Below are 12765 nucleotides of genomic sequence, written 5' to 3'. Positions count from 1 at the left end.
TGAAACGCGATAGATCGGTAAAGTTCACATTGAGATAGGGCCTTAAATCTCCACGTCATTAAGTTCTATAATATATATTATGACAAATAATTGATTATAGAGTTCAGGAGACACCAATCAGGCACGTCATTCACACACTGCGCTAACGCCTTCAAATGCCGATAAATACCACCTGACGACTACGTGTTTAGATCGATGCCTGCGCGTTCGCATCAGCAATGTTAAACCGCACAGAGAATATACACCCACTGTGTCCGTCCGCCGTTGTTAGTGCGACAGATGTATGGTGTCGCAATGAGATTTCGCGGACGATGGACAACCCAAGGCCGCAGCCATCCTGATTGTTCTCGGCAATGCGATAAAACCGCTTAAACACATCCTTGCGGTATTTTTCAGGAATACCCGGGCCATTATCCTCGACCATGAGCGTCACACTGTTATCGGCCGCGTCTTTGATAAGTCTGACGGTCACCGCACTTCCCTGTGGGCAGTATGTTAGCGCGTTGTGCACCAGGTTTTTTAAAAGCTCCTCAATCAGGGTCGCGTTCCCCAGGATCAGCACAGGTTCTGTGACGCCCTCATAACCAAGGTCGATACCGCTTTCGATGGCACTCATGACTTTGGACGCGGTTACGTTCCGGGTGATTTCACACAGATCTATTTTCTCAAACGGACGTCCTGCAAGACCTTCGGGTGCTGCGCGTGCGGATGCCAGTAATTGATTGGCCAAATGCGATGTTTGCTGGGTTGATGTCGCAATGGTGGCCATAATCTGATGGAGTTTTTCAGGATCATCTTCACGAAGGCCAAGCTCAGATTGCGTTCGAAGCGCTGCCAACGGTGTCCGCAACTGATGGGCCGCATCCGCTGTAAAGCGTTGCATGGTTGCCAAACTATTGCCAAGCCGCTGAAATAGATGATTAATCGCGCCAACGAGATGCCGCACTTCATTGGGCACATCATGTTCAATAGGCCGCAAGTCAGTTGGCGATCGCCGATTAAGGGCTTCTTCCAGCCGGGTGAGCGGTTTTAGCCCCTGCCCGATGCCAAACCACACAATAACAGCCGCAATGGTAATCAAAACGATTTGTCGGGCGGCTGCACTGGCAAGGATATCTTCGCTTAGGCTTGTGCGTGTGCCCATGGTTTCGGCGACAAACACCTGAAAACGCGTGGCTTTTCGCACGCTTGCGACATAGCGTGACAAGGCGCCAATACGGACATTCTCACCGTTATAGACAGCATCATAGAACACTGGCTCTTCACGCAGCGGCAATAACGCGTCGGGTATTGGCGGCAGGTCTTCATATCCGGTGATAAAGTCGCCTTGAATGGTACTGACCTGATAAAATACACGGTCTTCGGCAGAGCTTGTCAGCATCTCAAGCGCGACATAAGGCACATCGACCTCGATCTTGCCCCCGATCAACACAACCCGGTCGGCAATTGCTAATGCGGAACTTAAAAGTGCACGGTCAAATGCTTGATTTGTCGAATGCACTGCATTACTGCGCACTTCAAGCAGCATCAGCGAACTGATCACCAAAAGCGGGATCAGAAGCCAGATAACAAGCCTTCGCCGAAGCGATCCGTTACGCCATTTCATGTCTTTTTCAACAAATATCCAAGGCCGCGGACTGTCTGAATTCTAACTTCCGCCGCTTCAACACGTTTACGCAAACGGCTGATATAAAGCTCAACCGCATTGGCACTGATATCGTCTTCAAATCCAGCCAGTTGATCGGCAATCTGTTCCTTGCTGAGCACATGCCCCAACCGCAAAAGCAGGATTTCAAGGATTTTTAATTCACGGCGCGGTATGTCAACATCGTCGCCATTGACTGTAACCCGCCTTGCAACGCTATCAAACACCAACTGACCGCATTTGATTTGGGTGTTGTGCGTGCCCGCATTGCGCCGCATCAGGGCGCGAACACGTGCTTCAAGTTCAACCAGCTCAAAGGGTTTGGCCAAATAATCATCCGCACCAAGATCAAGGCCCTTGACCCGGTCTTCGATATCGCCGCGCGCGGTCAAAATAAGCACAGCACTTTCCGCACCGCGATGGCGCAAACGGCGCAGGATTTCCAAACCGTCAAGTTTGGGCAGGTTTAAATCAAGCACCACCAACCCATATTCTTGGGTACGCAAAATATCGTCGGCTTCTTCCCCGTCGGCAATCACATCAACAGCATAGCCAGACTGCCGAAGCGATCGAGCGATACCATCTGCCAATGCGGCGTGATCTTCGACGACGAGGACTCTCATTGTTTGTCTAACTCTTCCCTGATAAACCGATAGTCGTGTTTTCGATACTTGGCGCAACCGCGCCAAAGCTATCATTCTGGCGGATGATAGGTAATTGATGATCGGTATCAATTGTCGATCACAGACACCTTGCGACATAGGATAATACACGATGACCTTGGGCCGTTCTTGTATTCGTTTATGTGTCATTGCTATCGCGATGCAAGCATCTTCTGCCCTGGCAGAAGTGTTTACCTTCCCTGCCCCACAGGCAAAGCAGCAACAAAACGGACCGGAACAAACTCTTCTGAGTGAAGCCAATCAGGTCGCGGTTGTTTATGGTTCTGCCGATATTGGCGCGTTTAGACCGGCGATCGAAGCATTCCAAGAAATCAACCCAACCGTTGCCATCGAATATCATCAGCTTCAAACGCTTGAGATGTATGACATGACGGTCAAGGCGCGGGCCAACGGCGGGCCGCATGCCGACCTTATCATCAGTTCATCAATGGATTTGCAGATGAAGCTTGCCAATGACGGCTATGCCATAGCCCATAAAAGCCCGCAAACAGAGGCATTGCCAAGCTGGGCACGCTGGCGCAACGAAGCATTTGCCGTCACACAGGAGCCCGCTGTCATTGCTTATAACCGGGAATTCTTTCGCGAAAACGGGCTTGAGCCGCCGCGAACCCGCGAAGCTTTTCTCGAGCTTTTGCGCACAAATGACGAGTTACTCAGCGAAAAAGTTACCACCTATGACATAGAGCGCAGCGGCGTTGGCTTTCTGTTTCTCGCACGTGATGAACGGTTTTTCCCGGGTGTCTGGGATTTCGTGCGTCAATTGGGCCAATCAAAGGTAAAGCTCTATTCTAACACCTCGCCAATGCTTGAAAAAATCGCCGAAGGTCAGGTTGTGCTGGGCTACAACTTGCTCGGCTCATACGCGGAAACCTTTAGTCAGCGATCCCCAAATCTTGGCGTCATCCTGCCAGATGACTTTATTGTCGTATATTCACGGATTGCCGTTATTCCGCGTGGCGCGCGCAGCCCGAACATTGGCGCGCGCTTCCTTGATTATCTATTGTCGGTCGAAGGACAAAGTGTGCTGCAAGATGCTGGGAATTTTAACCCAGTGCGGGCAGATGTGGCCCCTAGCCCGTTTTCATCGCTGATCTTTGATCGCTACGGCGAACGGGTGCGGTCTTTCCCGCTCGGCCCCGGCTTGCTGGTCTATCTTGATCAGGCCAAGCGGCAGCGTTTTATCCGCCACTGGCAGGATGCCCTTTTAAATAGGCGCTAAAAGTTACCCTGCCAGGCCGTTGATATAGAATATTTTATTCATCAATCTTGTCGTCTGGTACTGAACGATGTTCGCGACCTGAATAGGTCCAGATCATGCGACGCGGGATTGGTCCCTTGTTTCGCCCACCTTGCTGGGTTTGCTCCCATGCATGGGCCAAAATGCCGACTGACCGCGATAGGCAAAATAATCCACGGGCCAATGGCGCATCAAATCCAAGTTCAGCATAGATCACGGCCGTTGCGCCATCGATATTCATCGGGATTTTTTTGCCCTTTCGGGCCTCAAGTGCCTTTTCGACTTCTTGGGCGATCTGACCAAAAACGCCCGAAACAACCCCGTCTTTGGCAGCATCCGCGACAAGCCCCAATAACCGGGGCGCACGCGGATCGGTGGGATGAAAACGATGGCCAAACCCGGGAATATGTTTGCCATGTTCGGCGATTTGATGATCAAGGGCGTCTGAAACGGCTTGTTCAATCGGCGTCCCTGCCTCTATGCGGTGCGCGATATCATGGTACAGGGCGACGGCCTGCTCACCCGCGCCGCCATGCACATCACCGAGCACGTTGACCGCACTGGCCATCGCATTGTTAAGGCCGACACCACATGTTGCCGCCATCCGGGCAATTGCAATGCTTGGCGCTTGCGGACCGTGGTCAACAGCGGACACCAAGGCGGCTTCTAGCAACTTTGCCTGACTAGGGCTTGGTAAATCGCCGCGCGTCATTAACCAGATCATCGCCGGGAAACTGATATTGCCGATCAAATCTTCGATCGCATACCCCGAATAGTGAATTTCACCGGGCTTCATCTCGATGATCGAACTTTGCCACCAATCGGAAACTTCTTGTTCGACATCATTTGCGGTTTTGTCGCTCATAGTACGCCCTCCGATTTCAACATATCGATCTCGCCCTCACTAAATCCCAAGCCGCTTAGGATATCGATGTTGTCCTGTCCTAAAACTGGCGGCGGCGCATCAACACTGGGTGCTTCACCGTTCAGCTTCATACCGGTGCGTAAAACACGAATATCGCGCTCAACCCCTGGAACTTCGGCAAAATCGGCAATCATGCCGCGATCGGCAATTTGCGGTAATGAAAGAGCCTGCGGCACGGTTAAAACCGCCCCTGCCGGAACACCTGCCGCATTAAATGCGGATACCCAATGATCTGTGGGCCGGGTTTGAAGTGCGTCTTCAAGCAACCCTGCCAAAACCGCCCGATTGGCAAGCCTGTCAGACCGGGTTAGGAATTTGGCATCAGCTTTAAGGTCAGGAACATCCAGCACGTCACAAACGGCTTCAAACTGTTCTTGTTTATTGGCGGCAATATTGATCTGCCCATCTTGGGTGCGAAATGTGCCAGATGGGGAGGACGTGAAATTATCATTGCCATTTGCAGTGGGCTTTTGACCGGCAATCAGAAAATTTGAAACCACCCAGCCCATGGTCGCAATAACGGATTCCAGCATCGAAATATCGATAAAGCTGCCCTTGCCGTCATTGTTACCGAGCGCCCTGCCCGCGATGGCAGAACTAATCGCGCAGGCCGCGGTCAAACCACCAATGGTATCGGCAACCGGATAGCCGACCCGATAGGTTTGCTGATCTTCTTCGCCGGTGATGGTCATAATCCCCGACAGGCCCTGAACGATCTGATCATAGGCCGGCAGTTTTTTCATCGGGCCGCTTTGGCCAAACCCGGATATGGCGCAATAAATCAGTGCCGGGTTCACCTTGGCCAAGACGTCATAGCCCAGTTCAAGGCGATCCATCACACCCGGTCGGAAATTCTCAACCAAAACATCGGCCTGCTTTACCAACTTTTTTAAAATATCTTTGCCGCGCGGGTCTTTTAAGTTCAGCGTAACTGATTTCTTGCCCGCGTTTTGCGCCAGAAACGAAACGCCCATCAGTTTTTCATTTAACGCACCATCTGCGCCCAATTGACGGGCCAGATCGCCACGTCCGGGGGCTTCGACCTTAATCACCGTCGCCCCCAAATGCGCCAATTGGTGACAACAGAACGGTCCAGCAAGCACATTGGTCAGGTCCAAAACCGTGATGCCATGAAGCGGTTTGGTGTTTTGCATGATATTTCCTAAAATTCCGTCTGGTAGAATTAGGTTCTATTATATAGAATTTCGGTCCATTGCAAAATGGCGTGTTTATATCCCGCCCATTTAGATGCCGCGACAAAACAGGAAAACAGATGTCAGAACAGAATGTTAGTGCCGTTGAGCGCGCCCTTATGATCCTCGATGCCTTTACTGATCAGGATGCGGACCTTTCGCTCAAAGACCTTTCTGAACGCACCGGCATGTACAAAAGCACCCTGTCGCGGCTGGCCGGCACATTAGAGTCGCACGGTTTTCTAATGATTTCGGGACGTGGCCGGTATCGATTGGGCCCTGCCTTGTGGCGCCTTGGCTCCATCTACCGGCGCTCTTTTCGGATGGATGACATTGTGCGCCCGCATCTGGCCGCACTTGTCGAGGAAAGCGGCGAAACCGCGTCCTTCTACATCCCGGAAGGATCAAATCGTTTGTGTCTGTTTCGCGAAAACTCATCGCGCAGCCTGCGCCATCATCTGGAAGAAGGTGCGATATTACCGACCGATCGCGGGGCTGCCGGACACGTCATTCGGGCATGGGGAAACGGGATTGATGACCGCGCCCTTGAAGTCCTGCAGGCCGGTTTTGCACAAAGCAACGGAGAACGTGACCCCGATATTTCGGCCATCGCGGTTCCGGTTTTAGATCGTCATAAACAGATGCTTGGTGTTTTAACTTTGTCGGGCCCCGCAAGCCGTTTTACATCTGAAGTTCGGATTAAGACATTGGCTCTGTTGCAATCTCATGCAGTTGATTGCGGTCGCTCTCTGTCGGCTTAAGGCTCCATTTTCCGCCATTTAAAACCAATTTGTGCCACAACATCACAAAACATATGCCTTTTTTTCACCTGATTTCGACCGATGACAGGTTGGTGACAGGTTTGGCTGTTAACGTCCTACCACTGCCGATCAGGGGTAAACCCCAAGGATCAAAAATAAGAATATCGGCAAGGGAGGACTTAGTTTCAATTTCGATAGGCAGGTTGCGTTTACGCGCCTGATGGGTCGTTAGCGTTCTCCGTTGCCGAAGTTCTGTCCTTTATGGTCGGCATGCCACCAGTTTGGTGGCATGGGAAAATGCTTTTGTGTCTGGAGGAGACCCTGATGAATAAGCTGACGATGTTCTCGCGTCGCGGATTTATGGTTGCAGCAACTGCTGTTGCTGTTTCGGCTGCTGCTTTTGGTACCCAACATGCCAAGGCCGCAGAAATGGATGAAATTCACTTCATCATTCCGGGCGGCGCAGGCGGCGGCTGGGACGGTACTGCACGTGGCACGGGCGAAGCCCTGACCAAGTCTGGTCTGGTTGGCACTGCATCCTATGAAAACATGTCTGGTGGCGGCGGCGGTAAAGCCATTGCCTACATGATCGAAGCAGCCGACCGTCTCGACAACACCTTGATGGTCAACTCCACCCCGATCATCGTGCGCTCGCTGACTGGTGTATTTCCGCAGTCCTTCCGTGACCTGACGCCGATTGCTGCTGTTGTTGCTGAATACGCGGCATTTGCCGTCCCAGCAGACAGCGAACTTAAATCTTTCACCGATGTTGTCGAGGCCGTTAAAGCCGACCCATCGGCTGTCAAATTTGGCGGCGGCTCGGTTCGTGGCGGTATGGACCACATTGTTGCGGCCTATGCCGTTCAACAAGGTGGCGGTGATGCCAAACAGGTTAAATACATCCCGTATGACGCCGGTGGCAAAGCCATTGCGGGTCTTCTGTCGGGCGAAACCGATGTTCTGTCGACCGGTCTTGGTGAACTTCTTGAACTCGCCAAAGCAGGTCAGGTTCGCATTCTTGCTGTTACGTCAAAAGAACGCATCGAAGCGGCGCCGGACGTACCCGCACTTGGCGAACTCGGCATTGATGCGGAATTCGTTAACTGGCGCGGTTACTTCGGCTCCCCGGCTCTTTCGGATGAAAAAGCAGATGCCTATGCAAAACTCCTTAAAGATTTGCAGGCAACCCCGGAATGGGAAACCGTGCGTAAGCGTAACGGCTGGGAAAAAATCTATAAAGGTCGTGCGGAGTTCTCAAGCTTTATGGAAAACCAGGAAAAAGTCGTTGGCGATCTGATGCGCGACCTTGGCTTCCTGAAGTAAGCCATTAGAAAACCGATAAAAAGACCTTCTGAGGGAAACCACTCCATGTCGATCAATCGTGACAAATTCGGCGCAATGCTGTTTCTGTGCCTTGCGCTGATATACGGGTTTTATGTCGATGATATCCCGTTGCTGTTTGGCGACGAAGATGCGCCGTTTAACGCCCAAACTCTTCCTAATGCGCTTGCTTGGCTTTTAGGTGTGGTTTCCTTCGTTCAACTGGTTATGCCGGCCAATCAAGAAGCTGGCAAACTTTCTTCTGCCTTCAAAGGCCTGAAATGGGGGCGCGTTTTTCAGCTCGGCATCCTGATGGTCTTTTACGGATTTTCCATTCGCTATCTCGGCTTCCTGATCTCGACCACAATCTTCTTGGTTGGTGGTTTTGCCGTTCTTGGCGAACGCCGGATCAAGGTTCTGCTGGGGGCATCCATCCCCGTTGTTTTCATTTTCTGGTACCTGTTGACCCAACTGATGGGCATTTATCTGGCGCCGGGTGACATCTTCGAAATGCTGGGTTAAGGCGAAAGAAATGCTTGAAGGAATTTTCTCCGGTCTTTCGACCGCTGTCATGCCGATCAACCTGATGATGGTTGCTTTGGGCTGCTTTGCCGGGACGTTTATCGGCATGTTGCCGGGGCTTGGTCCGATCACCGCAATTGCGTTGATGATCCCGATCACCTATGGCTTTGATCCATCAACGGGTCTGATCTTGATGGCTGGTGTGTATTACGGCGCCATTTTTGGCGGCTCGACATCGTCGATCCTGATTAACGCACCGGGCGTTGCGGGCACCGTTGCAACCGCCTTCGACGGTTATCCAATGGCACAAAAAGGCCAGGCGGGTAAGGCACTTGCAATTGCTGCTTATTCCTCATTCTCGGGTGGAACGATTGCCGCGATTTTCTTGCTGGTCGCGGCCCCTGCCCTTGCGTCTGTTTCTTTGTCGTTCCAATCAGGTGATTATTTCGCGCTAATGGTCTTGGGGCTTACCGCCGTATCGGCCTTTGCCGGAAAGGGACAGGTTCTTAAGGCCATCACCATGACGCTGTTTGGCATCATGTTGTCGACCATTGGCACCGATCCGGCGGCGGGCGTTGCGCGCTTTACCTTTGGCAATATGGACCTTGTTGACGGCATCAGCTTCCTTTTGCTTGCCATGTCGACCTTCGCACTGTCCGAGGCCCTGCTCTCGATCCTGCGCCCAACCAAGGACACCCGTTCTGACGAGGAACGCGCGCTTAAAAACCTTGGTTCGATGAAGCTTTCGAAAGAAGAAGTTAAAACCATGGTGCCGGTCATTGGCCGGTCTTCGGTGCTTGGCTTCTTTACCGGCGTTTTGCCTGGTGCGGGTGCAACGATCGCATCTTTCCTTGCTTACGGCATGGAACGCAACATCGCATCTGCCAAAGAAAAGCTTCAGTTTGGCAAGGGCTCCATCCGTGGTCTTGCCGCCCCTGAAACCGCGAATAACGCAGCATGCTCTGGCTCTTTCGTGCCGCTTTTGACCCTTGGCATTCCGGGCTCCGGGACCACGGCGGTCATGATGGGGGCGCTGATTTCGTATGGTGTTCAGCCGGGCCCGCGCCTGTTTGTTGAACAGCCAGAAGTATTCTGGTCCGTGATCATTTCGATGTATATCGGCAACATTGTTCTTCTGGTGCTGAACCTACCGCTCATCCCATACATCTCGCGCCTGTTGGCACTGCCGCAGCAGTTGCTGGTCCCGTTCGTTCTGTTCTTCTCGTTGATCGGTGTTTATCTGGTGACCTTTAACGCCTTTGATATTCACATGATGGTCATCGCCGCGGCCATTGCCATCGGCCTGCGCCTTTTGAACTACCCGATGGCGCCGATGCTACTGGGCTTCATTCTGGGCAGCATGATGGAAGAAAATCTGCGGCGCGCCCTAATGATCAGCGACGGGTCGCTGGCCTTCCTTTGGGAACGTCCGATTACCCTTGTGATCCTTTTGATCAGCGCCTTGTTCTTGGCGGCACCATTGATCGGCAATCTGCGTCTTTGGATGAAGAACCGTAAATCTGTACCAAACGATGGTGAGATCTAAGATCTCAACAGCTTATGACGCGAAGGGACTGAATGAATGCGCTTTCTCGATAACCTTGCGATTGGCCCAAAAACACTTCTGGTCCCGGTTTTTTTGATGGTTGTGATCGTTGCAATGGGAATTGCAACGGTTGCCACCCTCGAAAGTGAGAAACGCACGCTTGCCAGCCTTCGCGTCGAAGCTTACGAAAGACGATCTGACGCCCTTACGCTCAGCAATGCCTTAAACGAGGTGCACGGGTCCCTATTTCGTATCCTGACGTGGGATTCCAATGGCATCAATGCTGCTGCTGTCCCAGAATTGCGCGAACAGGCCAGCCACATTTCAGACGACCTTGCCCCGCTGGCGGAACGCCTTGCCGTTGTCGGCGGCGATGAATTCACCGATAATTACAAAACATATATCGACCAGGTCGATCAGTTCCTGGTTGAAAGCGAAATGAACATCTATGGCGCGCTCGAAGTCATCGCCAAGGCCGATGAGACATTCCGCGCCCTTCAAGTTCCCCTTAACCAAATTTTGACCCAGACCCACGCATTGGCACAAACATCCTTTGCCGATGCAGTGTCACGTGCCGATGCGGTTCAACGGATTTTCGTGATTGTCGCGGTAATTGTTGTGCTGCTGGCTGGGGTCGTTGCGGTCTTTGTCTCTCGGCGTATTTCGCGGCCAATGACCGATCTTGCCCAGTTGATCGAACAGATTGCCAACGGCGATTTGAATATTGATGTTCGGGGTGTTCAGCGCCGCGATGAAATCGGCACGGTTGCACGGTCTGTCACCGTTCTGCGCGACCAATCCAAAGAGGCCGAAACACTGCGCAAAGAACGCGAACGTGTCCGCGCGATTGACAGCGAACGCCAAAAAGACCTGATCCACGCCACCGACCATTTTCAACGGACCGTTCAGGACGCCCTTTCCGGGTTTGACCGTGAATTTGGGTCACTCAACGGATCGGCCAGCGATATGGAGCAAATTGCAACATCGGCCAGCGCTCGCTCAGCCGATGCCAATCAACACTCTGAACAGGTACTGCATCATATTGAAGCGGTTTCACAAACAACGGCTAGCCTGTCAGCAGCCATTGCCGAGATTGGCCAACAGGCACAAACATCAGCCGAAGTTGCTGGCAAAGCCCGCACCGAAAGCGAACAGTCCCGGGCTTTGTTTGAGCAGCTTACCAACGCCACCCAACGCATCGGCGATATCGTGAGCCTAATCGAAGACATCGCCAACCAGACCAACCTTCTGGCCCTGAACGCGACGATTGAAGCCGCACGCGCGGGCGACGCTGGCAAGGGGTTCGCCGTTGTCGCGGGCGAGGTTAAAAATCTTGCATCGCAAACCGCCCGCGCGACCGAGGATATTTCAAACCAAGTTGATGAAATTCGCGGCCTAACGGATAATGTTGTCAACGCCTTGCAAAGCGTTGCGGATGTGATTGGTGAAGTTGATCAATCCGCTGCAGCCATTGCGTCGGCTGTTGAAGAACAACAAGCCTCCACCTCGGGCATTTCGGATCGCATTCATGATGCGAATGGCGGCATGCGTACCGTGGCCGAGGCTGTTGACGCCCTTGATTCCGAAACGGCACGGGTACATCACGGTTCGGAAAATGTCACACGCGCCACCAGCACCCTTAACACCGAAGCATCCCGTCTGCGGGACGCAATTGATGGCTTCCTAGACCAAATCAATAAAAACAAGGCCGATACCGCATGACCACAGCCCCCGAAGATCCATCTAAAAACAGCTGGATCAATCGTTTATCGGGTGTCCTGACACCAACCTTCCTTAAACGACTTTCAATTGCACTTGGTATCGGACTAGTCGGTGGCTTGATCGCCCATAGTATCAATATGCCTTTGGCCTGGATGATGGGCCCAATGTTGGCCACCTTTATCGCAAGCTTGATGCGCGTTCAGATGCGCATTCCCATGGAATTTCGTTCCGTCATCTTGGGGGTGATTGGCATTTTTCTGGGCGGGTCTTTCACACCCGAAACGCTTGATCAAGCAGCCCTTTGGCCCATCAGCATGATCGCAGTTTTGATCTACGTTCCGATCATTACCGTTATTGTCACGTGGTTTTACGTCAAAATCGCCCGACTTGATCCGGCAACCGCCCTGTTTTCCGCAACACCGGGCGGGTTAACCCCGATGGTTGTTCTGGGTGCTGCGGCTGGTGGCAACGAACAGGAAATCGCACTCACGCAAGGCTTGCGCGTCTTGCTTTTGGTGATGTCGGCCCCGCTTATCGTTCTTATGATCACCGGCGTGGTCGCAAGCGGCCATGGTGATGGTGACGCGGTCTATATGACATTGTCCGAAGGCATTTTGACGGGCTTTGCGGCCCTGATCACGGTTTTAGTGTTTCGTAAGCTGCGTGTGCCTGCCGCTTATATGACGGGAGCGATGCTCGCCAGCATGGTTTTGCACGTGACAGGTGTCGTAGAAGGCAATCTACCAGAATGGTTACTCGCCGGTAGCCTTCTGATCCTTGGTGCTGCCATCGGCAGCCGCTTTGCCGGGGTTAAACTATCATTTTTGGCCCGTTTGGCTGGTTATTCGATCTTTGCGACTGTGGTTATTCTGGCCTTTACGGGCGGCGTTGCCTGGATGGTTTCGCAGTGGCTCGACCTTGATTTCATTGCCGTTTTACTGGCATTTGCGCCCGGTGGCGTGGCTGAGATGTCGCTAATCGCCCTTGCGCTAAATATTGAGCCAAGCTTTGTTGCGTTTCATCACATTGTGCGCATTTTTGAAATCGTCCTGCTTGCCCCCATCATGGCCAAATGGTTCCAACATCATATGAGCCGCAAGGCCTTGAAAAACGCGATCCCACCGGAATAACAGCCTGAACGACAGGCGACCACGTCACCATCAGTCAGATGTTGGCTAATGCCCAATTAAAAATGGCGGGCGGCATAGTGT

Annotated in this window: 11 protein-coding genes; 7 read left to right on the top strand and 4 right to left on the bottom strand. The window is 52.5% G+C overall.

Going from position 1 to position 12765, the window contains the following annotated elements; all coding sequences use genetic code 11:
• Positions 1-187: 187 nt before the first annotated feature.
• Complete coding sequence (locus tag HCZ99_RS11715; RefSeq protein ID WP_167447151.1) at positions 188-1606, bottom strand: sensor histidine kinase; 1419 nt, start codon at positions 1604-1606, stop codon at positions 188-190.
• Positions 1603-2268: a response regulator transcription factor gene (locus HCZ99_RS11710; protein ID WP_167447150.1), complete on the bottom strand. Its 666-nt coding sequence runs from the start codon at positions 2266-2268 to the stop codon at positions 1603-1605. Before HCZ99_RS11710 ends, HCZ99_RS11715 begins: the two co-directional genes overlap by 4 nt.
• Positions 2269-2419: 151 nt before the next feature.
• On the opposite strand from HCZ99_RS11710, the gene HCZ99_RS11705 reads away from it, so the two are divergent.
• Complete coding sequence (locus tag HCZ99_RS11705; protein WP_167447149.1) at positions 2420-3547, top strand: ABC transporter substrate-binding protein; 1128 nt, start codon at positions 2420-2422, stop codon at positions 3545-3547.
• A 34-nt stretch (positions 3548-3581) separates the two neighbouring features.
• Here HCZ99_RS11705 and HCZ99_RS11700 read toward each other — a convergent pair whose 3' ends face one another.
• Both HCZ99_RS11700 and HCZ99_RS11695 read right to left on the bottom strand, forming a co-directional pair.
• Positions 3582-4430 (bottom strand): citryl-CoA lyase, encoded by an 849-nt coding sequence (locus tag HCZ99_RS11700; RefSeq protein ID WP_167447148.1) that lies wholly within the window; start codon positions 4428-4430, stop codon positions 3582-3584.
• Entirely contained in the window at positions 4427-5644 is a 1218-nt protein-coding gene (locus HCZ99_RS11695; protein ID WP_167447147.1) for a CaiB/BaiF CoA transferase family protein, read from the bottom strand. The genes HCZ99_RS11700 and HCZ99_RS11695 overlap by 4 nt, the downstream gene beginning before the upstream one ends.
• A gap of 119 nt (positions 5645-5763) precedes the next feature.
• On the opposite strand from HCZ99_RS11695, the gene HCZ99_RS11690 reads away from it, so the two are divergent.
• The 6 genes from HCZ99_RS11690 (at position 5764) to HCZ99_RS11665 (ending at position 12684) form a co-directional block, all read left to right on the top strand.
• A complete protein-coding gene (locus tag HCZ99_RS11690; RefSeq protein ID WP_167447146.1) occupies positions 5764-6444 on the top strand; it encodes an IclR family transcriptional regulator in 681 nt (226 codons plus the stop codon).
• Positions 6445-6768: 324 nt separating this feature from the next.
• Positions 6769-7767: a tripartite tricarboxylate transporter substrate binding protein gene (locus tag HCZ99_RS11685; protein WP_175581481.1), complete on the top strand. Its 999-nt coding sequence runs from the start codon at positions 6769-6771 to the stop codon at positions 7765-7767.
• A gap of 45 nt (positions 7768-7812) precedes the next feature.
• On the top strand, positions 7813-8286 hold the full coding sequence (locus HCZ99_RS11680) for a tripartite tricarboxylate transporter TctB family protein (protein WP_167447145.1): 474 nt from the start codon (positions 7813-7815) through the stop codon (positions 8284-8286).
• Between the two features lie 10 nt (positions 8287-8296).
• A complete protein-coding gene (locus HCZ99_RS11675) occupies positions 8297-9832 on the top strand; it encodes a tripartite tricarboxylate transporter permease (protein ID WP_167447144.1) in 1536 nt (511 codons plus the stop codon).
• A gap of 36 nt (positions 9833-9868) precedes the next feature.
• A complete protein-coding gene (locus HCZ99_RS11670; protein ID WP_167447143.1) occupies positions 9869-11554 on the top strand; it encodes a methyl-accepting chemotaxis protein in 1686 nt (561 codons plus the stop codon).
• Positions 11551-12684, top strand: coding sequence for an AbrB family transcriptional regulator (locus HCZ99_RS11665; RefSeq protein WP_167447142.1), 1134 nt, complete (start codon positions 11551-11553; stop codon positions 12682-12684). Before HCZ99_RS11670 ends, HCZ99_RS11665 begins: the two co-directional genes overlap by 4 nt.
• Positions 12685-12765 lie beyond the last annotated feature (81 nt).

Origin of the sequence: Thalassospira lucentensis (genome assembly GCF_011806425.1) — a bacterium.
Lineage (GTDB): Bacteria > Pseudomonadota > Alphaproteobacteria > Rhodospirillales > Thalassospiraceae > Thalassospira > Thalassospira lucentensis_B.
Note: the sequence above shows the minus strand (reverse complement) of the source record. Positions and strands in the feature narration are given on the sequence as shown.

What these genes read in the sequence shown, in the direction of transcription:
- HCZ99_RS11715 (WP_167447151.1), bottom strand. Translation starts at nt 1,606, where the DNA reads ATGAAATGGCGTAACGGATCGCTTCGGCGAAGGCTTGTTATCTGGCTT.
- HCZ99_RS11710 (WP_167447150.1), bottom strand. Translation starts at nt 2,268, where the DNA reads ATGAGAGTCCTCGTCGTCGAAGATCACGCCGCATTGGCAGATGGTATC.
- HCZ99_RS11705 (WP_167447149.1), top strand. Translation starts at nt 2,420, where the DNA reads ATGACCTTGGGCCGTTCTTGTATTCGTTTATGTGTCATTGCTATCGCG.
- HCZ99_RS11700 (WP_167447148.1), bottom strand. Translation starts at nt 4,430, where the DNA reads ATGAGCGACAAAACCGCAAATGATGTCGAACAAGAAGTTTCCGATTGG.
- HCZ99_RS11695 (WP_167447147.1), bottom strand. Translation starts at nt 5,644, where the DNA reads ATGCAAAACACCAAACCGCTTCATGGCATCACGGTTTTGGACCTGACC.
- HCZ99_RS11690 (WP_167447146.1), top strand. Translation starts at nt 5,764, where the DNA reads ATGTCAGAACAGAATGTTAGTGCCGTTGAGCGCGCCCTTATGATCCTC.
- HCZ99_RS11685 (WP_175581481.1), top strand. Translation starts at nt 6,769, where the DNA reads ATGAATAAGCTGACGATGTTCTCGCGTCGCGGATTTATGGTTGCAGCA.
- HCZ99_RS11680 (WP_167447145.1), top strand. Translation starts at nt 7,813, where the DNA reads ATGTCGATCAATCGTGACAAATTCGGCGCAATGCTGTTTCTGTGCCTT.
- HCZ99_RS11675 (WP_167447144.1), top strand. Translation starts at nt 8,297, where the DNA reads ATGCTTGAAGGAATTTTCTCCGGTCTTTCGACCGCTGTCATGCCGATC.
- HCZ99_RS11670 (WP_167447143.1), top strand. Translation starts at nt 9,869, where the DNA reads ATGCGCTTTCTCGATAACCTTGCGATTGGCCCAAAAACACTTCTGGTC.
- HCZ99_RS11665 (WP_167447142.1), top strand. Translation starts at nt 11,551, where the DNA reads ATGACCACAGCCCCCGAAGATCCATCTAAAAACAGCTGGATCAATCGT.